The 22,680-nt window shown below is 43.9% G+C and carries 16 protein-coding genes and 3 pseudogenes; 5 read left to right on the forward strand and 14 right to left on the reverse strand.

Features of this window, described 5'->3' with window-relative positions; all coding sequences use genetic code 11:
* Positions 1-34: 34 nt before the first annotated feature.
* Positions 35-1,084 (reverse strand): annotated as a pseudogene (locus tag CXF65_RS14780) (AMP-binding protein); the annotation flags it as partial.
* Positions 1,085-1,158: 74 nt separating this feature from the next.
* Here CXF65_RS14780 and CXF65_RS14785 point away from each other — a divergent pair.
* On the forward strand, positions 1,159-1,860 hold the full coding sequence (locus CXF65_RS14785) for an IS1 family transposase (protein ID WP_101212851.1): 702 nt from the start codon (positions 1,159-1,161) through the stop codon (positions 1,858-1,860).
* A 26-nt stretch (positions 1,861-1,886) separates the two neighbouring features.
* Here the strand turns inward: CXF65_RS14785 and CXF65_RS14790 are convergent.
* A pseudogene (locus tag CXF65_RS14790) lies at positions 1,887-2,486 on the reverse strand (AMP-binding protein); the annotation flags it as partial.
* A 97-nt stretch (positions 2,487-2,583) separates the two neighbouring features.
* Positions 2,584-3,735, reverse strand: coding sequence for an acyl-CoA dehydrogenase family protein (locus tag CXF65_RS14795; protein ID WP_025650718.1), 1,152 nt, complete (start codon positions 3,733-3,735; stop codon positions 2,584-2,586).
* Between the two features lie 265 nt (positions 3,736-4,000).
* On the opposite strand from CXF65_RS14795, the gene CXF65_RS14800 reads away from it, so the two are divergent.
* Positions 4,001-4,738: a TetR/AcrR family transcriptional regulator gene (locus tag CXF65_RS14800; RefSeq protein WP_025650719.1), complete on the forward strand. Its 738-nt coding sequence runs from the start codon at positions 4,001-4,003 to the stop codon at positions 4,736-4,738.
* Between the two features lie 306 nt (positions 4,739-5,044).
* On the opposite strand, the gene CXF65_RS14805 is transcribed toward CXF65_RS14800, so the two are convergent.
* The gene (locus tag CXF65_RS14805) at positions 5,045-6,727 is read right to left on the reverse strand and encodes an NAD-dependent malic enzyme (RefSeq protein ID WP_101212853.1); all 1,683 of its coding nucleotides are present in this window, start codon (positions 6,725-6,727) and stop codon (positions 5,045-5,047) included.
* A 36-nt stretch (positions 6,728-6,763) separates the two neighbouring features.
* On the opposite strand from CXF65_RS14805, the gene CXF65_RS14810 reads away from it, so the two are divergent.
* Positions 6,764-6,976: a hypothetical protein gene (locus CXF65_RS14810; protein WP_025650721.1), complete on the forward strand. Its 213-nt coding sequence runs from the start codon at positions 6,764-6,766 to the stop codon at positions 6,974-6,976.
* A 270-nt stretch (positions 6,977-7,246) separates the two neighbouring features.
* Here CXF65_RS14810 and CXF65_RS14815 read toward each other — a convergent pair whose 3' ends face one another.
* The 8 genes from CXF65_RS14815 to CXF65_RS14850 form a co-directional block, all read right to left on the reverse strand.
* Positions 7,247-8,380, reverse strand: a complete 1,134-nt coding sequence (locus CXF65_RS14815) for a M14-type cytosolic carboxypeptidase (RefSeq protein WP_101212855.1) — start codon at positions 8,378-8,380, stop codon at positions 7,247-7,249.
* Positions 8,381-8,779: 399 nt separating this feature from the next.
* Positions 8,780-9,706 (reverse strand): bestrophin family protein, encoded by a 927-nt coding sequence (locus CXF65_RS14820; RefSeq protein ID WP_025650724.1) that lies wholly within the window; start codon positions 9,704-9,706, stop codon positions 8,780-8,782.
* A 332-nt stretch (positions 9,707-10,038) separates the two neighbouring features.
* On the reverse strand, positions 10,039-12,402 hold the full coding sequence (locus CXF65_RS14825; protein WP_101212857.1) for a TonB-dependent receptor: 2,364 nt from the start codon (positions 12,400-12,402) through the stop codon (positions 10,039-10,041).
* Between the two features lie 208 nt (positions 12,403-12,610).
* The gene (locus CXF65_RS14830) at positions 12,611-12,868 is read right to left on the reverse strand and encodes a hypothetical protein (protein ID WP_156915591.1); all 258 of its coding nucleotides are present in this window, start codon (positions 12,866-12,868) and stop codon (positions 12,611-12,613) included.
* Positions 12,869-13,041: 173 nt separating this feature from the next.
* Positions 13,042-14,526 carry an MFS transporter gene (locus CXF65_RS14835; RefSeq protein WP_025650727.1) on the reverse strand — a complete coding sequence of 495 codons (1,485 nt, stop codon included), beginning with the start codon at positions 14,524-14,526 and terminating at the stop codon, positions 13,042-13,044.
* Between the two features lie 201 nt (positions 14,527-14,727).
* Positions 14,728-16,902, reverse strand: a complete 2,175-nt coding sequence (gene fhuB, locus CXF65_RS14840) for a Fe(3+)-hydroxamate ABC transporter permease FhuB (RefSeq protein WP_025650728.1) — start codon at positions 16,900-16,902, stop codon at positions 14,728-14,730.
* Positions 16,899-17,921 (reverse strand): ABC transporter substrate-binding protein, encoded by a 1,023-nt coding sequence (locus tag CXF65_RS14845; protein ID WP_025650729.1) that lies wholly within the window; start codon positions 17,919-17,921, stop codon positions 16,899-16,901. The genes fhuB and CXF65_RS14845 overlap by 4 nt, the downstream gene beginning before the upstream one ends.
* 59 nt (positions 17,922-17,980) lie before the next feature.
* Positions 17,981-18,745, reverse strand: a complete 765-nt coding sequence (locus tag CXF65_RS14850) for an ABC transporter ATP-binding protein (RefSeq protein WP_025650730.1) — start codon at positions 18,743-18,745, stop codon at positions 17,981-17,983.
* A 166-nt stretch (positions 18,746-18,911) separates the two neighbouring features.
* Here CXF65_RS14850 and CXF65_RS14855 point away from each other — a divergent pair, with 166 nt between their 5' ends.
* Together CXF65_RS14855 and CXF65_RS14860 are read left to right on the forward strand one after the other, a co-directional pair.
* A complete protein-coding gene (locus CXF65_RS14855; protein ID WP_025650731.1) occupies positions 18,912-20,135 on the forward strand; it encodes a siderophore-interacting protein in 1,224 nt (407 codons plus the stop codon).
* A 279-nt stretch (positions 20,136-20,414) separates the two neighbouring features.
* Positions 20,415-21,173, forward strand: a complete 759-nt coding sequence (locus tag CXF65_RS14860; RefSeq protein WP_101212859.1) for an IS5 family transposase — start codon at positions 20,415-20,417, stop codon at positions 21,171-21,173.
* Between the two features lie 148 nt (positions 21,174-21,321).
* Here CXF65_RS14860 and CXF65_RS14865 read toward each other — a convergent pair whose 3' ends face one another.
* Positions 21,322-22,353 (reverse strand): hypothetical protein, encoded by a 1,032-nt coding sequence (locus tag CXF65_RS14865; RefSeq protein WP_101212861.1) that lies wholly within the window; start codon positions 22,351-22,353, stop codon positions 21,322-21,324.
* Between the two features lie 134 nt (positions 22,354-22,487).
* Positions 22,488-22,680 (reverse strand): annotated as a pseudogene (locus tag CXF65_RS14870) (hypothetical protein); the annotation flags it as partial.

Raw genomic sequence — 22,680 nt, forward strand, 5'->3', positions numbered from 1 at the left:
TATTGATACTAGGGAAACTAGCGCTTCACTTTAATTAATCGATCAAACCGCGCTCAATGAGATGATTTTCATACTGTTCACGCATATCCTTTTTGAGCATTTTTCCAGTGCCATTCAGCGGAACAGTGTCTACAAAGACTACGGCGTCCGGAAGCTGCCATTTTGCAAGCTTTCCCTCATAATGAGCGATTAAGGCCTCCTCTGTTAACTCCTCGCCAACTGCTAATTGAGCAATAATTATTGGACGCTCATCCCATTTTGGATGCTTAGCGCCGATGACCGCTGCCATAGCCACCGCCGGATGCGACATAGCAATATCCTCTAGCTCTACTGAGGATATCCACTCACCACCTGATTTTATTAAGTCTTTCGCACGGTCGCGAATGCTTAGATAACCGTCCTCATTGATGGTTGCAATGTCACCCGTATCAAACCAACCGTCAGCCTCAAGTGCCGACTCTGCACTATTGAAATAACTATCGACAATCCAATATCCTCGAATTTGTAGATTGCCTGAGGTTTTACCATCATTAGGCAGTAGCTTATTGTTCTGATCCTTATCAACAAGACGAATCTCCACTCCAAATGGCGGACGACCCTGCGACAGACGCGTCTTTAGCTTATCGTCTGCTGATAACTCGCTATGTTTGGCTTTGAGCTGATTGGCGGTCCCTAGTGGACTGGTCTCCGTCATACCCCACGCATGTAAGGTCTCGCAATCAAACTCATCACGAAAAGCTTTAATCATGGACGATGGACAAGCTGAACCACCAACGACGTTACGTTTAAGGCTAGGCAGCCTAGTCCCCGTCTCTTTGGCCGCCGCTAGTAAGGTTTGCCAAATAGTCGGTACGCCAACTGCCACATTGACCTTATACTCATCGATCATATTGGCCAAACTGTGCCCATCTAGATTTGGCCCTGGTAGCACCACTGATGTTCCAATCATCGCAGCCGCATAAGGCAAACCCCATGCATTGGCATGAAACATCGGTACTACAGGCAACACGATATCTTGTGACGATAAATTCATTGAATCAGGTAAGCTGGCCGCGAAGCTATGTAGCACCGTACTACGATTGGTGGTGGTGTATCAAAAAGTATGCTGAGGAGATAAAAGGAGGGTGACAGTCAAAGCAAGATGATATATTTGAGGTTATGAAGACACAAATAGATATCAGCTGCCCCGACTGTCACAGTCCCAGTTTAAAGAAAAATGGCATAAAAAGCTATGGTAAGCAAAACTACCAGTGTAAGGACTGCAAACGTCAATTCATTGGTGACCATGCCTTAACTTATCATGGCTGTCACTCTAAAGTGGAAGAGCTTATACGGCTCATGACAGTTAGAGGCTGCGGTGTTAGAGATATTGCTATTATAGCCTCAGTTAGTATTGGTAAAGTGCTTAGTACTATAGGCTCATCTGTTTATAAGATTACGCCTAAGAAGCGCTACTATGAACGCTTAGAGGTTGATGAATTCTGGACTTACGTGTATCGCAAAAAGCGTAAAGTTTGGCTTATTTATGCTTATGATCGCGCTACTAATGAGATTGTCGCTTATGTCTGGGGCAAACGTGACTTAAAAACGGCTAAGAAGTTAAGAGCTCGTCTCAAGCAGCTTAAAGTCAGCTATGACTCGATTAGCATGGATAACTGGGACAGTTTTATAACCGCCTTTAAACTTGATCACAAACGAGTTGGCAAATCTCATACGGTAGGCATTGAAGGTAATAACTGCCGTCTTAGACACCGACTGCGTCGGGCGGTTAGAAAAACCTGTTGTTTCTCTAAGAAGCTCGATAATCACTTCAAAGTGTTTGATCTGGTGTTCTTTTACATCAATTATGGTTACGTCTAATGCCAGCATACTTTTTAGAACACCACCCGATTGGTATATAACACGCCTTTAGGATTGCCCGTGGTACCTGAGGTGTAGCATAGCGAGCTTGGTGCATTTTCATCAAGCTCAAGCCAGTCATAGTTATTTGACTCACCCTCTATCAGCTCATCATAGAAGATGACATTAGGGAGTTGCGTTCTGACCTCTTCATCTACCGTAGTCATACAAACGAAGTGCTTAACCGTGTGCAGATGGTCTTTAACTCCTAACACTAGCGGTAAAAACGTCTTTTCGAAAAACAGCACTTGATCCTCAGCATCATTAACAACATAGATAATTTGCTGCGGAAATAAACGTGGATTGATGGTATGACATACCATGCCGGAGCCAGACACTCCATACCATATCTCAAGATGACGACGGTTATTCCATGCGATGGTCGCTAAGCGATCGCCCTGCTCTATGCCCAGCTTGGCTAAAGCGTTTGCGATGCGCTTACTGTTATTATGTATCGTTTTCTAATCAGTATGAGTCGTACTACCATCAGTCTCACGCGAATAAATCGGTGTATCACCATGGTAATTGGCAGCGTGTTCAATCAAATGGCTAATCAACAATGGCCGTTGCATCATGTGTCCGAGCATACTTTTCATACTTTCTTCCTTGAAAGTTCGTTCTGAATAATAAATATAAAATAGAGGTATAAAAGGGGTATAAAGTACTGATATCAAAAAACCGCTTTTACATAAAACGTGAGGCCAGCTCTTTCATAATCTCATTGGTACCGCCATAGATTTTTTGTACTCGTGCATCAGCGTAGAGTCGCGCGATGGGGTATTCCATCATATAACCGTAACCACCGAATAACTGTACGCATTCATCCATGACGATACACTGCTTTTCGGTCACCCAATATTTGATTAAAGCTGCGTGTTGCACGGTAAGCTCTTTTTTGAGTAGCGATTCAATAGCAGCATCACATAGCGCACTTGAAGCGATATAATGACTGTTACACTCCGCTAATTTAAAGCGAGTGTTTTGAAAACTCCATACTGGCTTACCAAAAGCGGTGCGCTCTTTGGTGTAATCAATGGTGAGATCCAGCGCCAATTTCATGGCACCAACCCCCGCCAAGGCGACGATGAGACGCTCTTGCGGCAGCTCTTGCATCAGCTGCATAAACCCCATACCTTCAACCGTACCCAAGAGGTTCTTTTGTGGTACTCGCATATTACTAAAAAACAGCTCCGAGGTATCTTGTGACGCCATACCGAGCTTTTTTAGCTTCTTGCCACGCTCAAACCCGGGCGCATTGTCCGTCTCTACTACAATCAGCGAAACGCCTTTCGCCCCTTGCTCTCTATCCGTTTTGCAAGCCACGATTATTAAATTGCCCAATTGACCATTAGTAATAAAGGTCTTAGAGCCATTGATAATATAATCATCACCGTCTTTGACTGCGAAGGTTTTGATATTCTGTAAGTCAGAGCCTGTACCCGGCTCAGTCATCGCGATTGCACCAATCAGCTCACCGGTCGCCATCTTGGGTAGCCATTTCTGCTTTTGCTCTTCGGTACCATGATGCAAAATATAAGGGGCGACAATTCCTGAATGCAAAAAGCCACCAAAACCTGCTTGATTGGCTTCTGACTGTGCATAAATCAGGGCCGCTTCATGACGAAAATCACCGCCTGCGCCGCCATATTCTTCTGGCATCGAGGCGCATAAAAAGCCCATCTCGCCAGCTTCTAGCCAAGCTGCGCGGTCAAGCATGCCGTTCTCACGCCATTTTTCATCATGCACTTCCCAACCTTTAAACACTTTTAGCGCACTCTCATGCAGCATCTCGATTTCTTCATCCATCCACTTCGGTTTAAAACAGGCGATAGTCATAAAGTCTTCCTTGATATGGTATTAGTTTTAATGGATGTTAAACTTCTTACACGGATAATATAATAAAAAATTATAAAATAGTAATTAATATTACCTTTTATGAAGTTATAAAAATACATATTAATACTAGCCTAGTTGCTTTTATCTTATAAAATAAATCTTACATTTGCAACAGAGTTCATTATAATGGTAATTATAATTATCCTAAATATTAACTGCTGGTTTTAAAAATTGATAAGCTAGAATTATCAAGGAGATACTAAATATGAAAACCACTCGCTCAAAAGCGCAAGCAAGTAGCAAAACTGACATTGATAAAAAAAGCGCCAAAAATAAACGTGGCAAACATAAAAGCAACTCTGCTAATTTGACTGCTCAAACGGAGTCTTTAGCCTTAGCGCCATTGTCCGATATGCGCCCTGCTACTTTAGATAAAATAGAGAAAGCCGTACGCCAGCTTTTTGCTAGTAGTGATGCTAGCGATATTACGATGATACAAATTGCTAAGGCTGCAAACGTCTCGTTGCAAACACTCTATAAGTATTTTGGCGATAAACAAACGGTACTTTATACTATTATGGATATAGTGCTTGGTAGGCTAGCGACAAGGATGATGGATCATTTGCAAGGTATTGATAGCGTAGAAGATCGTCTGCGTAAGACGTTATGGGTGTGCTTAGATTTTGTCGACACTCATCCTGACGCCGTGATGGTGTTATCGAAGGTATCGATAGCGCGTTTTCATAACATCGCTATTTACAATAATAAAGAGCTTATCAATGCTTTTTTGAGCGTGCTTGAGGATGGTCAAAAGCGAGGGGTACTGGTGGAGACGGTTCCACTGCATATCTTATTTGACGTGTTTATGGGGTTTATCAGCCGTCTCGGTATTATGAAAACGATTCGTCAAGCAGATGCCCCGCTCAATGCAAATTTTGATGCATTATTTGATATATTATGGCGTTCGATGTCAAAACCTGAGGCAATGCAAAACTCGTCTTAGTAGCGCTAGAAGAAGAGAGACACCACTTTAATAAAACCCTCTTATCAGCCGTCCTGAATTAGTTGACTACCACAATAATGAAAAAAGCCAAATGCTACTTTTAACGGTAACGTTTGGCCTTATTATATGTATAGTCAAAATATCCTAAAAACGCGACGGTATTGCTGATATCAATTTTTTGTCGCCTCTGTCTGCGCAGGCACAGCAAGCAAGAAAAATAGATATCAGCAGTGTGTGATGGTTCGATATTATTTTTCACTGACTATATTTTATTATGAGTGCTTTTTAGCAGCTACTTTTTGACTACTAAAAAGAAGTACGACGATAGTTGCGGTATTTTGGTAACCAAAAATTGGCTTGTAATTGACGTTCTAAATTCTCTGCCGTGACAGGTAGCGCCAATTTATCTTCAATTGCTTGTCGTGCAACTGCGTAGGCTATTTTTTCACTGATCTCTCTAATGACTCTAATTGGCGGTAATATTGCACCTGGTGCTTTTTCATATTCCATAGATATATCTGCCAGTGCTTGGCTTGCGGCCATTAACATATTATCGCTGATACCCGTCGCACGTGAGGCTAACACTCCTAGGCCAATACCGGGGAAAATATAGCTGTTATTACACTGCGACACTTCGAAAGTCTGACCTTCAAAAGTGGTGTGAGGAAAAGGGCTTCCGGTTGCAATAATTGCGCGACCTTTGCTCCAATTGGTCACTTCTTGTGGCGTTGCTTCGACACGAGACGTTGGGTTTGAAAGCGGTAAGACAATGGGATGTTCAGTATTAGCACATAACGTTTCGATCACCTCTTGGGTAAACAGACCTTTTTGGCCACTGACGCCAAATAATACCGTTATTTTTGCTTGTTTCACCACTTGGGCTAAACCAAGCTTCTTACTTTTATCCCAATTTGCAATGGCCGATTCTTTTTGTACCAACAGTTCTTGGAATTTTTGTAGCTCTGTCATGCTATCAGTAAGTAGGCCATAACGATCCACCATAAATACTTGGCTACGCGCCTGCGCCTCCGTTAACCCTTCACGCTGCATTTGGCGAATGATATGCTCGGCGATACCGCAACCTGCAGATCCTGCACCCAAAAACGCTATTTTTTGTTCGCTAAGCTTTTGACCCTTATTTAAACACGCTGCAATCAAGGTGCCGACTGAAACAGCAGCAGTACCCTGAATATCATCATTGAAGCAGCATAATTGGTCACGATATCTATTCAATAATGGCGTCGCGTTCTCTTGGGCAAAATCTTCAAATTGCAATAATGCCTCTGGCCAGCGACGTTTGACCGCTTGAATAAACAAGTCTACAAACTCATTATAGTCATCACCAGAGATGCGTGGATTTCTCCAGCCCATGTACATAGGGTCGTCAATTAGCTGTTGATTATTGGTGCCGACGTCTAACAAAATCGGTAAGCAGTAAGCTGGGCTAATACCACCACAAGCCGTATATAACGCTAACTTACCAATGGGGATTCCCATGCCGCCAATACCTTGGTCGCCTAGGCCTAATATACGCTCACCATCGGTGACAACGATCACTTTTACGTTTTGTTTGGTGGCATTTTGCAGCATGTCATCGATTTTATGGCGCTCAGGATAAGAGATAAACAAACCACGTTTGCGGCGATAAATTTGCGAGAATTTTTCACATGCTTGACCAACCGTTGGGGTATATATGAGCGGCATGACCTCTTCAATATGCTGTTCAATTAGATGATGAAATAAGGTTTCATTAGTGTCTTGTATATTACGCAGATAAATATGCTTATCCATATCACTAGTGAATGAGCGCAGTTGATGATAAGCGCGCAGAGATTGCTCTTCAATCGTCTCAATGTTATGAGGTAGCAAACCTGTCAGATTAAAGCTATCACGCTCTTCTGATGAAAAAGCGCTGCCTTTATTTAGTAAAGGGGTTTCTAATAATGCAGGACCTGCAAAGGGAATATATAGTGGACGTTTGGTTTGCATAATAAAGTCTTCTTATTAATTATTAAAGGCGTATGAGTGAAAAATCAATGGGTCAAATATTTTACTGATTTATTAGAGCGTGTTGAAAAAATCGTAGTGGTGAACTTGGTAAAACAGCCACTCTATGATGAGTGTATCATGACCAAAAAATTGCAGAGCAATAATGCGGAATTCAAAGCAGAAGCGGTCAAAAGAAGGCATGCTTGTCGTCACAGCAACCTATTATACTGCAGTGATGGCCGTTCTTGAAGGAATCAAGCCACTTAAACGCCAATTAAAAATAGCGGAAGAGAAATGAGAGATATTAAATAAGGAAGGATTAAGCTTTAAATAATTAACCTAAATATTTAACTATAGTCGATATACTCTAAAAAGAACATAGCGCTACTGGGACGCTGTCTTTAAATGTAGGTTGCGCAGCCTATGGGGACGCAGCACGTAAGTAACATTTATACCAGTAGCGCGTTTAAATTTATATAATCGTTTTATTTTCAACGAACTATAATATCAAACTATTCACTAGCGTAAATCATCAACGACCGCCAACATAGCAACTAGCGACGCTTCACCCAGTTTAGCAGAACGCTCTGGCGACCAGCCTGTATCCTCAAAAGGTAAATTATCATTGTCTTTAAATGGCATCTCTAAAGTATTCGCAAGGCAGTCAAAACGTTCCGCCACCCAGTGAGTTGCGATAGTCATGTTGGCCGTACCTGGCGCATCAATGTCATAGCCAACTTCGGACTGAAAATCAGCACTGGCTATCTTTAACATGTCTGAGAATTTATCGCGTAAACGGGCAAGGCGGTCACTATAACTTGGTGTGCCTTGCGAACCCGCTAAGAATACATAAGGTAAAGCTTCATCACCATGCACATCATAAAATAGGTCAACGCCTGTCGTCTCCATTTTATTAATGACATGAAAGACTTCAGGGCTTTTTTCTAAGCTTGGATTGGACCATTCACGGTTTAAGTTCGTCCCAATAGCGTTGGTACGCAGATGTCCACGCACACTACCATCAGGGTTCATATTGGGTACAATATAGACGTTCGCTTTTTCTAATAATAATTTAGCAGTAGCGTTATCACTGTCTAAGAGGCTATATAATAGTCCCTCAACCAGCCACTCAGCCATGGTTTCGCCCGGATGCTGACGCGCCGTGATCCAAATGTTGCGTTTATTGACCTCATTATTGCCATCGCTAATGTTAACTAAGGTTAAATCGCGCTTATCCAGCGTTTCGCCTAAATGTTCTAAGGTTACCAAGGGATGCGTTTGTACAGCTGCCAATAAGTCTTGATGACGCTCATAACTGTACGGGGCAAAGTAGGCAATTTGAATGGTATCGCATTCAAGCTCTACCGTTATGGTCAACTTGCCATCTGTATAAGAGGTCGGTAGACGGAACCAATACTCCCGATCATAGGAGGCAACCGCTTGGTAATTCTCCCAGCCTGCAAGGTAGGATGCCTGCCCTGCATTCACAATATTCAGCACATACTGCTCGCCCACTTCACCTGATAGACGAAAGTTAAACCACTGAAAAAATTCTTCGCCAACGTCAGGACGAATCGCCAACTGAATATTGTTTTTATTGTCCAAGTTAATAACGTCAATATTACCCGCATCGAAATTTGCCGTGATATGCATAACTTTTCCTTCCTTCATTATTATCATCGTTTTTGAGACTGCTTACCTTTAAGCTGAAACAATAACAGTCTGGTTAACTCATCTGACTCTGTGTCTTTATGAGCTTAAATATAACATTTTTTCTTTAGATGTCGCCTCTTCTTTGCTGCCTCAGCGTGCTTTTTCAAGCATCACTGCCAAACATCGCTCTCAAACGTTATCCGCAAAAGATTAACCATCATTATCTTCTCAACTTATCGAGATTAAGCCCTTCTCTTTTATATGCTCAGTCTTAAATAAATTTAAAAGACAGTAATCATTTCTCAGCCTCAAAATATAAGAAAGCCTGTCACGCTGGATATTTTATAGCATGACAGGCTTAACAAAGGCATGTGCTCAATCTAAGTGATAATAACTAATTTACTGTAAATAACCATCTTCAGACATTAATTCAGGGGGAAGCTCCGTCTCTCCCAATGCTTCGAGCAGATTGATTTCGATGGTGCGGGATATAGCAGTGAGGGGCAAGTGATTGGCAGCAACGCCAAAAGGATCGGTAATTTCTTCATTGAGTGCATCTAAACCAAAAAAAGTATAGGCAATGACACCGCAAACCAAAGGAGTGACCCAGCCCAAAGATGTTGCCAAGCCAAAAGGCAGCATAAAGCAATATAGATAGGTGGTACGATGCACGAGTAAGGTATAGGCAAATGGCAAAGGCGTATTATGAATGCGCTCGCAAGCTGCCAATACTATCGTCATCGAGGTCACACGCTCATCCATGTTCTGTATCATAAGATCTGATGATAGCTGCTGGCGTCGACTATATCCGAGCTTTTTACCCATTAGGCGCAGTAGATACTCGGGTAGATTGCCTGCTTGGCGCATACTAATGTGATGCTCCGGCTCTACAAATCGCTCGACATCCTCCCATGGAGACGTCTTGCGAAGCCTGTGCCGCAGTGCGTGCGTAAAAGCAATCGTCAGATGAATCATAGACTGCTGTGTGTGGCGTCCAGTCTCAGTTTCATCATCTATAAAAGAGAGGACTTGGCGGGTAAAGCTACGAGCATCATAGACCAGTTGCCCCCATAAACACCGACCTTCCCACCAGCGTTGGTAGCTTGCATTGTTACGAAAGCCTAAAAACAACGATAAGGCGATACCAAGCAAGGTAAATGGCGCAGCACCATAAGAGGAAAAAGAGCTTGGAAACCAATGCTGAACCGCTGAAATGATGGCACTTAGTAGGGTAATCAGCAAAACTTGGGGGTAAATATGGGGTATGACAGAGCCGCGCAAAGTAAAAAGTATTCTGAATGCATTCGGTTTTTGCCAAACGATCATGAGAGCTTCCTATTAATATAATATTGGTACGCGCGGTATCAAATACATGATTTGATCGATGATGCGATTAGCCCATTTACACAGGCACTAGCGGCTGGGGTAATAATGACTGGCGATTTTAGCATTAAATCTTTTACCGCTGTTGAGGCAGTTGTGTAATAAGTAGAATACAGTTATTAAAAAATGGAATATTTAGGGCGTACGCCATAAAATTACCCCCATCAGTTGCATCCAACTGATGGGGGTAGGCTTAAATTCTTATATCAAATCTTTAGATCAAATCCTTTTTAGATAACGTAAAGGATTTGTAGGGCATGTCATCGTACCCTTCTTTAATAATCTACAGTGTAGCTCAAGCCGTAAGTTGTGCCCGAGGCAGGTAGACGATTCAAGTCGCCATAAGTTGTTTGATGATAGACCGTTAGATAATCCTTATTGAGTAAGTTATAAACCCCATAGTCTACTCGGCCTACTGGCATTTTTACTTGTCCCAAAACGTCTAGTGTCATATAACCTGTCACTGGCAATGCGCTAGAATCAGGGTCTTTCTGTTGATCCTTAAAGGCTTTATCATCATCGCCAATTGCTAACGCTTGTAGACGTACATTACTGCCTTCATCAAAGTTGTATTGCGCAAATGCGGTGCCTTTAAGTGGCGTCAAGCGCACGGCATCGAGCTCCAACCAATCGCCATCTTTGTCGTACTGACCACGGGTATAGGCGACACTGCCACCCACTTGCCATTGCTCATTAATATCGTGACTGAATGAGCCTTCTACGCCGTAGACACGCTCATCGGTATCGACCACTTCTACCGTATAGTCATTGGTAAAGCGTACCGTTTTGTCTGATTCGTTATAAAAACCGCTCAAGCGTGCCGCTGTATCACCGTGTTTTCCTTGCCAACCAAACTCATAGTTATTGGTTGCAATCGGTTGAACATTGTCTGAATTAACCACGAAACCGGCACGCACATCACGCAGTGCTCGCTGTATATCTGCGGTATCAAGACCTTGTGAAAAATTGGCAAACAATTGATCTTTCGGTGTTATCTGATAGCTGGTACCAAGATTGAAAAGTACTTTGTCATGGTCGGTGTTGCCTTTTTCTACGTCGCCTGCTTGATAGTCAATGCCATAAGCTGCACTTGTCCCGCTAATAGCAGCACTATTAAAATACTCTTCAAGCAGCTGCTCATAGATGGGCGTAAAGGTATCAGTCTCTGACTTCAATTTTTGGTAACGCACACCAGCACTGGTATGCCACTTGTCGGTCAAGTCAACATCTGCATTGACAAAAGCACCCCATTTATCGATGGTGGTATCTGGTCCGCCATTGTAAGATAATCCGTTGGTTTGAGCGCTCAAACCATTACTAGCAATAAACGTGTTTAGATCTTGACCATAATAGGTCTGCTCACTGTTTTCGCGTTCGACATCCACACCATAACTAAATAGGGTATTTTTGCCTGCGATTTCGGTTTCAGTTTGCATCGCTGCACGCAGACCCATTACCTCAATCTCTGCTTCTGATTGAGTGACAAATGTTGCAGCGCTCTTTAGTTTTTTCAATGCAATTTCATCAGTGAGGCCATTTGCCTGCCATACTTCAGCTGCTTGGTCTCCTGCAGTTTTACCTGAAGGATAAAAACGACCCTTTTCGTTTCTGTAGTAGCCCGTTACACTTAAGCTAGAACCTGAACCCGCAAAATCATCATCACTATAATTTAAATTCACGGAGCTTTTTTCGGTATAAGGCTGGTTTTCTACGTTGGCGCCGTCAATAGCTTTTAGAGAGGGTATCTCGCCAAATAATACACCTAAACCCTTACCATAGTCTGGGCCATAGTCGGTGTCCTGCTCATCTTTATAATAAGTCACGGCGAGATCAAGACGTTGGCTATCAGTGAGCTCCATACCTAAGCTACCATTAACACTCAAAGCCTCGGTATCTTGTTGGTCAGTTTGATTGACGTCTGGGCTGATGCGATTGTCATGACTATCGAACTTGCCGCCTTTAGTATCGTAATCCACATCTAAGCGACCGTAGACTCGCTCACCGCCATAGCCCAATGTCTGCCCTACATGATAGCCCAATGAGTCTGAGTCAAAATCGCGACTGCTACTGACACCGACTCTAGTCTGTCTGATAGGTCCATATCCTACCAAAGATTTGGTCACAAGGTTAATCAGGCCACCTGACGCGCCAGCACCATAGATACTAGTGGCACCCGAAAGCACCTCTACCCGCTCAAGCTGTGACGTATCAATACTGTTAAGCTCACGTGAAAGACTGCGTGAACCGCTTAATGGTACACCATTTAGCAAAAACTGTACTGGACGGCCATGCATGGTGGTGCCGTAGTTACTGGTCGAACCACTACTGGTACCCAAGCTCGGAATCAGCTGTGCCAAGATGTCACCAGTAGTACGATTGCCTGTCGCCTGCATCTGCAGCTCATTTTCGGTAATTACCTGCGTGACGGCAGGCATCTCGCTAATTTTTTGTGCCAGCGCCGTACCTGTTCTGGCGTTAGCAGTGACCGTAATGGCATCCAAAGTCACGTTTGGCTCATCACTAGCAGCTGAATTTTCGACTGTATCTGTCGTTGAAACGTCGATATTAGTTTCTGCATATAGTTGTTGACTGATACAAAGGGTAAGAACGGATAGAGCAACTTGATGATGGCGTTTCATAATTTTTTCACTTAGGTTATTTCACTTAGTTGGATAAATAAACAGTGATATGAATAATATTTAGCTAATAATACAGTGTGTACTAACTTTGTGAATCGTATTGTAAATGATAATCATTTTTATTTCTATATGTATTTACATCTTGTTAGTAAACGCTTATTTGTACTGTTTTTAGATATCGCTGACTATTTAACCTCTGATATTTTCATTAGTTATTGAATAACTTATCTAGCTCATTATTACGATAGGCCTCAAAAAACCGCTGAAATTTTGCCTCATCCTCTCTATGCTTCTTTTGACAATCTGATAATAGCTGCTGTGCTACATCAACAGACAATATAAATACGCCGTCATTATCCATAATGGCAATGTCGCCTGAATGAATCGTCGTTGCCTGCTCACCGAAGCGATAGCAAATATCGGGTGCTAGTGTGCCTTGTACTTGGTTACTCTTGAAGGTAGTCACAGCGCTGATACCCTGTGCAAACACAGGGAAACTTAACTTACTTTTATCCAGTGGGTGAAAAGGACAATTGATTAATGATGCCCACTGTTCTGCGGCGATTAATGCCTAGTGCCAAAAATCAATGATATTTCCGTCTTGATAAGTTAAAGTAAACCCCGATACGGGGTGTTTGTTTATGGGGATCGTGGTAATTTGCACGCTGAAGGGATTGTGAATAATAAAATCACCGCGATGACCACCAGTATTTCTTGAATCGAGCTTGCCATGCCGTCACTACTACCTGCTGCTAATAACTGCGCACTTCGACTGCCTATATAAAGGGTGGACAGCGTGATAAATATAGTAGAGATGATACGGCGACTGATGTTATTAAGGGCGGCTCCCTCAGTGACCGCGTCTTTGGGTAAGCTGCTAAAACCAACGGTAGTGGTCGGCAGATACGCCAAACCTACCCCAATACCTCGCACACTCATAATTAGCATTAATAGCCAAAGCGTAGGCTGATACAAGCACCATGCCAGCATCAAAGTAGACAGCGCACTAATCGCAATTCCTACGATGCCAATCCCTCGGGCACCTTGCTTATCTACCATCTTGCCAGCGTAATGCGTGGTGATACTGGCCACGAGCGTCGCGACCATCAGGACAATACCTGTCCATAAAGCACTTTCGCCCATCACATCTTGTATCACCACGGGCAATAACAAGAGACACAGCATCAAACCGACTGTTTGGCTAATGCTGATGATATTACTGTGCAAATAGGTTTTATTATTGAACAAGCGCACGTTTAATAATGGATATTTCTGCCGCCGCTCATATGCCCACCAAACCATCGCGGACAGTAGAAACCCAATAGATAATAAACCCAACGTGGCTATCTTTAATAAGCCATCACTGCTGAGTAGCCCGCCAGTGAAGTCTACCTTCAGCGTACTCAGCCACACCATCATGGTCAATAGCCAAATGAGTAAGCTGATAAACCCAATGGTATCGAAAGGGCTTTTTTTATCATGTGAGCGCATATCAGGTATTAACCACCACACCATCGCCATGACCGCCGCACTGAGTGGCAAGGTAATGGCAAACAGTGTCCACCACGCAAACTGCTCAACCAAGTAAGCACCGACCAAAGGGCCAAACGCCAACGACATCATAATGACAATGCCCCATAGCGCCATTACTCTGCCGTGCTGTTTCTGCGGATAAATCTGATATAGCATACCAATAGACAGCGGGATAATCAGACCGCCACTCAGTCCTTGTATGGCTCTGGCAATGATGACAAAGCTCATGCTAGACGCCAGCATGCCAATGACTGAGCCCAGCATAAATCCAAAAATTGCCGCCAAATAAACATGCTTAAACGGAAACTTTTTGTTTAAGTAGCCACTCAGCATTAGCCCTACACTCATGGCCAAGACATAAGCATTTAACACCCAGCCCCCCATCACGATATCGACATCAAACGCCGACATAAAGACAGGAATCGCTGGATTGAGCGCACTATTACTAAAGCTGACCACCGTACCGCCGAGCAGTAGTGTCAGTAACACCTGCTGTACCTGTTTGTCGGTAAAGCCATTACCACTACTATTCGAGGCTTCGTTTATAGGCGACTCATTGGTAGATGCCTTATTTATAGGGGCGTTGCTCATTAAGCAGCGGCACCATAAAATTGGGTGATGGTCGGCATGACTTGCTCCTAGTTATTATTTGGCTAGCCTGACGAGCACGTCATCCAATCTTGCTGAAATTTAGCATCGTTATTCTTATCAAAATGCTGATCAAATAAGGTTAGATAAGCCTCTGCTGAATGAAGTCAAAATTGTCGGCTATTCAATGCTTGCAGACATGAGCTATCTATTTGCTGAGGCTGGCACCTTACGAATGAGCCATAAGAAATATCCACCACCGATAATGGCAGCAATCGTGCCCGCAGGCAGCTCATAAGGAAAAATAACGTAACGGCCAATCCAATCTGCTATCACCATTACCCCTGCCCCTAAAAGCGCAGCTAGTGGCAATTGCCGTTCAAGCTTCACAGCTCCCAGTGAAGTCGCCAAATGTGGCACCATCAAACCAATAAAACTCAACGGGCCAACGGCAAGCGTGCTAGCCGTACTAAGCGCTGCTACTAATGCCAATAACGATAAAGTCACTAGCGTAACTGCCACACCTAAATTACGCGCCACACCTGTACCTAGTCCAAGGACACGTAAAGGCTTAATCAGCAATAGACTGAGTATAAATAAGATAGCGGCAATGCCAATGAGATACCATACTGTACTAGGCTGAGCGCTATAAGTCGTCCCTGAAAGCCAGCTGAGCATTGCTTCTAGACGCGGATCTCCTGAGAGCTTGACCATATGCATCACCCCATCCATCATGGCGGCAATGCCTATACCTACTAACAATAAATAACCTGAGCTGACCCTGCGTGCCAGCCAAATAATCAATAGCAACACGGCCATCGCCCCTGACAGTCCTGAAACCAGCAACGTCCCTGCTCCCGCGGACAGCCCTAAACTTGGCAGTAATAAAAACCCTAAAATAACCCCAAGTGCGGCGCCTGAACTGACACCCAATACCTCTGGACTGGCCATAGGGTTACGCGTTAAAGTTTGCAGTAGCACACCGGCGACCGCCAACATCAAGCCTGTCGCTGCAGCACTCAAACTGCGAGGCAAGCGGTATTGCTGAGTGAGCGCCCAGTCAGTACTGAGCCCCCAACCATTGATGTCTTGTACAAAAAGACAAGCTAGCATGATGATAGCGATCACACCAACGCCCCATCGCCAAAAGGCAATAGATGTATGCTTACCCGCAAGCATAGGCGTCACTGTCTCTATCCGCGCGCGGCGCTGACGCAAAATCAGCCAAATAATCAGCGGCGCACCCAAGATACCTGTCATGGCACCAGCTGGAATCTGCATATCGAGCATTGGCTCAAGCAGTAACGCGACATTACTGGTCAACAATAACAGCAGTGCCCCCAACCCAAAGGCAGTGGCCAAACGCTTACCAATCGCGGAGATGCCCAGCGCATTGACCAAACTTGCCGCACCAAGACCAATGAAACCAATTAAACCAACTTCACTAATCACTAAAGCGGTCACAACGGCGACCACCAATACAACCAGTGCCCGAATCCCATTAATAGGCACACCCAAACGTTTGGCCTGCGTGTCATCTAGACTCATTAGCGTTAATGGTTTCAATAGTGGCAGACATACGACCGCCATCAAAATAGCAGTGATGACTAGCGCGATACTGGTATGCCAGCTGTTTTGTGCCAAAAACCCAGCCGCCCATGACAGCATGCCATTACTACGCTCAGCGAAAAACAACACCAATACATTGGCCACGGCTGCCAGCAAAATATTGACCACCAAACCAGCCAGTATCAAAATCAATGGGTTAAACCGACTGGGTGCTGATAACGCAAACACTAGACTCATACTGATGATAGCCCCCACAAAGGCCACATAAAGTCCACCATAAATGGCCAAGCTCGGCAAAAACAACGTGACGATGAGCATAGCCAACTGCGCACCAACGCCCACCCCTAGCGTCGTATCGGATGCTAAAGGGTTTTTTACCAATTGCTGTAGCAAGATACTGACCACGCCTAACAGCCCGCCAGCTAATAACGCCACCACACTGGTCGCCACGATATGCAGCTGTATCGCCATACTGGCAATGTCCAATTGCGAGCTTGGTATCAACAAATCACGGAATGGGCGCGTCCATTCTTGATCTATCAGTACCCAACTGCTCCATAATGATAGAGCCGTTAATCCGATGAGCATGACCCACAGTCGCCAAGATATATTGGTAAATAGAGAAGTTTGAGGTTTGGGTTGGTTCGGTGGCGGCGATGACTGTTTTAATGATGACGTTGATGAGGGTTTTGAAACCGTTGCTGATTGAGAGGCTAATGTCATCGTATGAGCACTGTCGTTATGAGAACTGTCGGCGTAGTTATTGATATGGTTATTGTGGTTGTTGTGAGTATCTGCGTTGGCGCTCATAGTACTTCCCCGCCTTTTAATGAAACTTCTGACAAGTTATTTGCTAGGCTAACCAATGATGACATCCCACCATAAATCCATACTGGTGGTAGCTCGCCCACACAGCGGGTATTACCATAATCCAGGCGCTGCCAAATTAAGCTGTCATCAATTTCAGCTCTAGTAATTGGGCTTAGTGGATCGATAATTAATAGACAAGTCTCATCATCTAATTGCGCCAAATCTCCCATTCGTATTGGCACAAACCCCCACTGATTGCCCTTGCCCAATACTACAAGCTCTCTACCCATCTGCTCTAACGCAGGCTGAAATAAGCTGTTTGCCACATACATACGCATGTTATTGGCATCCGCAAACTGTACCACTGCAAATTTCTTGGCTTTTGGATAGCGCTGCTGGAATTGCTGACTGGCCAGCTGTATGTCTTTCTGACTTTTTACAATATAGTCTTCAGCCATCTTAGGGTTATCAATCAGTATGCCTAGCTCTCGCGTTGGTTCGGTATAGTCAGCCCACGTTGCCGTCTCCCCCTTGGCGGCAAACATCACAGATTCAGCAGGCACGTCCCCGTAGAGGTTGCGCGCATGCTTATAAAAGAAGTTATCCACCACCAGATTAACGGGTAATTGGGCGATGAGTTCTGCATTGGGTTGATAGCGAATGCCCAAATCAATAATTGAGCTCGGCAAGGTAGGCGTACCTACCCACCTGTCCCACACTCTGACATCGCCAGTGGCAATCGGTGGATGACCCATAGCGGTCAAGGTCGCCGCATTGCCCCAGTCAGGGGAGGCAATATTAATGGTGTCGTTAGTGTGGTTGGTTTCGCCAGTATGATTGTCTGCTTTTGCAGCATTTTTAGAATGTGACTCATCAAGCTGGTCAGCGCTTTGTGCGGTCGTTGTATTATTACAAGCCGTTAAGACTAAACATACTGAAACGGTTAACCATTTTAGGGTTGTTAGTGGCAAAACGGTTGACGGTTTGGACGATTTATATTTATAAAAAACAGGACGCATAGAAGCATATCTTTGTAGGCGAGTTAAGAAGAAAGAATAAAAAAAGCAAATACCGAGCACTACGCCACTGCGACGGGCTGACCAGTGACTGGATGGCTAAGTAACTGCATATCGATATTGAATATATCGTGCAATATTTTGGGTTGCATGGTGCTGGACACATCACCGTTATGACAAACGTGACCGTTCTTTAGCGCAATGATTCGATCTGCATACTGCGCGGCCAAATTAATATCATGCACAATGATGACCACACTCAAACCTTGCTCATCGACTAAGCGACGAATAAGCTGAATAACCTCGATTTGATAATGTATGTCAAGGGCAGCCAGTGGCTCATCGAGTAACAGATATCTGGTATCTTGCGCCAGACACATCGCCAGCCACACTCGGGCGCGCTCGCCGCCTGAGAGAGTCGCGGTAATACGGTCAGCGAACGCTTCTGTTTGAGTCACTCTCAGCGCTTGCGCGACTTTTTCTTTATCCATTTGGGTTGGCTTTTGCAGCCATTTTTGATGTGGATAACGCCCTAGCATGATCAGCTCACGTACCGTAAATCCAGCCGCTTCAGGCAGTTGCTGCGGCAAATAAGCCATTTGCCGCGCCAGCTCTTTACTACCGTAATCGCTAATAGATCGCTCATCCAAAGTGATGCTACCGCTACTACTGCTCATCTCGCCTGCCAAAGCTTTAATCAAGGTCGATTTGCCCGAGCCGTTATGCCCTACTAGGGCGACCAATTGATTGCTGGCAATCTCACAGCTCACATTGTCTAGTAAAGTATTCCCTTGACGACTAATAGTCAGTTGATTTGCACGTAGCATATAGGCACTCACGGTTAATAAAATTAATGGTCAATAGAAATCGTTGTCGGTAACTTGATATGACAATAAAAATCGATTTTACTCGCAAATGATAATAAAAACAATTATCATTACCAAAAAATAAATAATCTTGTTCCTCAATTCACTGTTGCTTGTGAGTATTAATATGACCGACGCCCTTTTAGCTGCGAACAAAAGCACGCCTAACCAAGTACGCCCCTACACCTTGATAAATGACCCTGAAATAACGAACATTATTGCTCATCTCAATGAAGAGCATTTTGATGAGCTACTTGGGTTTCTCGGAGTGTTTACCTCGTTGTCTTTAAACGAGCTTAATAACATAGACGTGCAGTTAACCGCTATCTACTCTGAGGGTATCGAGGTACAAGTACAGCCCAAAAATCAAGAACAACAGCCTACCGACTCTCAAAATAAAACTCTTTATGATCAGACTTTTTTTATTGGGTTTGCAACCCCCATTACAGAGCCTGATGAGTTACAAACCCAATATATTTTGCTCAAACAAAGAGCGGATAAAAAGCTGGGTAAAAAAAGTATCAAATTGACCAAGCAAACCTTTATAGTTCAGGACAGCTACAGAGTCAGCAAAAATATGCTGCGTCTTACATTAGACGTGCCAGCATTAAGCCTTCCGGCATTAAGTGAAAACGACCCATCAAATACCAACCCAACCTCGATACCCATGAATGAGGCCGGTTATGCGTATTTGTTTGATTTAGAACACAACGTCATTGCTAGCAATCATATAAATAGCGGTATAAAAGACAGCTCGCACCCCGCTCGTCCACATTGTTATTACACCCTAAGAAAAGCATGGCAAAACTCTGATGGTCTGCAAGCATGGGTCGATGTCTTTGTCCATGGGAATACCCCGGGCGGGAATTGGGCGACAGCCTTGCAGGCAGGTGATACGGTTATCACTAAAAGGGAGTTTCCAGAGAAGGTTGAGCATTTGCGCGATGGCCAAGCGCTACTGATCGTCGATGAGACTTCGATGCCAACAGCGGCACGTTTGCTAGAGCTTTGGGACAATCCTAAGCCACCATTGATTGTGTGTGTCACGCAAGACGCAGCCGATCAAAGCTATTTTGATGATATAAAAATAAATCACGATGTCAAAGGCAGTATTGACGGAAACTTTACCGTACTACCTATCGTAATCGGTTCAATAAACTCAGAGCAGAGTTTAGCCACGTTAATCGATAGTAAGCTAAGCGATTATTTGACTGAACATCCATTGCAAATTGATAAGGTTTGGGGCGCACTAGAGGCTAGCACGGTGAAGGCGCTGCGACCTATGTTAAGAGAGAGATTTGAGCTCAGCCGTGCAGAAGTCGTTGTGAAAGTGTATTGGCGTCAAGACTGAGTCGACATAAATGTAGCATGGGCTGAATGGGCCAGAACTTTTGAATGACGCTAACGAGACTATAGATAGAATTGGTTTACTATAATTGTGATACAAGAAAGACGACACTTATAAGCCTTTGCCAAACTGAGACTTTCTTAAAAACGGTGTCATTGCTTACAATCTCTTAACAACCAAATAAGCAATGACTAGGGGCTGTATAGAATTGGGGAATAGTTGAAAAAAATAAGCAACGCCTTACACTCTTGTTTACCACAACAAAGAGAAAAGGCGTCACTTATGGCTCGTACCATGCTCACTGAGGAACAATGGCAAAAGCTGTCTGATATATTGCGACAAATTAACATATATAACAAGCCCAATCTAAGACGAACCGTCGAAGCGATGTTGTACCGCATACGTGTTGGCTGTCCATGGCGCGACTTACCATCCTGCTTTGGCAAGTGGTCTACCGTATATCATCAATACCGCTATTGGCGTAAAACGGGTAAATGGCAACAACTGATGTCCATAATGACAGCAGACTACGATAGTGAATGGTTATTTATAGATGGTAGCGTGGTAAAAGCACATCAGCACAGTACAGGCGCTGCCAGTTGTCGTGATGAAGCCATCGGCACTAGCGTTGCTGGCAATAGCAGCAAGTTACATCTCATAGTTGATGCTTGTGGTAACCCTGTTCATGTGGCGCTGACAGGAGGCCAAGTACATGATTCTAAAATGGCCAACGCTTTAATTAAAAGTACCATCAAAAAAGAGACTAAGGCGGTCGTAGCAGATAGAGGCTATGACAGTAGCGACATAAGAGAGTGTATCTTTGAGCATTGTGCTGAGTCAGTAATACCCGTTAAGTCTAACTCTAAAAGCAACAACGATACGCTAGATTGGTACTTATATCGCTGTCGCCATTTAGTAGAAAACGCCTTTGCTAGGTTAAAACACTTCAGAGGCATTGCTACACGCTATGATAAACTTAAAGCCAGCTATGAGGCTGCCGTAATTCTCGCTTGTGTTTTTATCTGGCTGCCGCTGATTTGAATTCTATACAGCCCCTAACCAAAAGAACTTTAACCAGAAGGTATGTTGAACCTAATCCGAATACAAAGAAGGTAAGTGAAAGTACGATAAATAGTCGACTAAGCGCCTGAGACCGTATCGGATTTATACATGATTGACTATATTCAGCTTAGAATTCGTATTTGGCCATTATTTCAACTTGCTGACCTTTTTTTACCTGTGACAGCGTTTTGTCGCTACGATCCCGCCACTCAATACCAATGTCTAGATCTGGTAGATACTCATAGACAAGGTTGATACTTTTTACATTTACAGAAGTATCTGCCTCATCATCCACCATAATTTCACCATAGCGCATGTTGCTCATCAGTTTCTCTGTGAACTTGTGCCTGTAACCGACCGTGTAGCCCGTTTGCGAGACAAGCTTACCGTCTTCCGCATCACAATCTAAATCGCCCGTCGTGCCAAGGGCTCTTCCAACACAGACGGTAGAATAGACGCCCATCCCTTTACCGTTATATACGCTCGCATGTAGCGAGTCATTGCCCAGTTTTAGTTTACCAGCCAAAGAAGCACCGACGCCTACATCCGAATCGTCTCCATTTTTGGCCTCACGAGCAGTGACCGCCACATTATAGCTAAGATCAGATATATTATTCTTGTAGCTAACTACCATATCAGGCAGATTGGCTTCATCATAAACAGGGTCTTGAGCGGTAAAACGAAACCCTTTATGAGTGTAGTGCACCGTCAAATCTGGACGAATATCAGCGCCACCACCAGAGATGGTGCCCAATCCCGTGCCCCGAAAGTCAAGCTGATCAGTCAAAAGTGGGTAGACCGCTAAGAACTGACCATTCCACGTCTTACCGACGGTCAAATCATCGACCTGAACATAAGCATGGCGGAGCCGCAAGTCTGAACCACCATTTGCGGCATTACCATAAAAGTCGCCTTCAATAAAACCCGTTAATTTTTTATCCTCTACATTCTTTGTGGTTTTAACATTAATCCGAGATTGTCGTCCACTTCCTTTGAACTCAGACTCCCCTTCATCGGGAGAATAAAATATGCCTTCCGCTTTAACATAACCACCGATACTTAAAGTAGTATCTCCATTAGTGACAAGATCTATCGCTTGTGCCTGTACGCATGCTCCAAGAACAGCCAAACCAAAAGACAACTTTTTGATATAAAGCATAATCTACACATTCCTTGTGTTGTTTGAAAATCCATTTAAGTTAATTTAAATTCATTAAAATCTCTGCTGCTACCGTGCTTTTAATACCATAACTATCAGCGCCACCTTTTTGTGTAAAACCCATGCAGCCTATTTTAGTTAAAACTTTCAAAAGCAGTAATCGCGGCTTTTTTGGTGTCATCGATATTTTTCTTTTTTCCACTGGTTTTATCAAGATATACCAGCACGGACTCACCCTTAGCGACGATGGTATTCAACACCGTACTATAATAGTAGGACTTACGCAACCACCAATTCAGGCGAGCGTAACTGCTCGCACAGATAGTT

This window comes from Psychrobacter sp. Sarcosine-3u-12 (assembly GCF_002836005.1).
Taxonomy (GTDB): domain Bacteria; phylum Pseudomonadota; class Gammaproteobacteria; order Pseudomonadales; family Moraxellaceae; genus Psychrobacter; species Psychrobacter okhotskensis.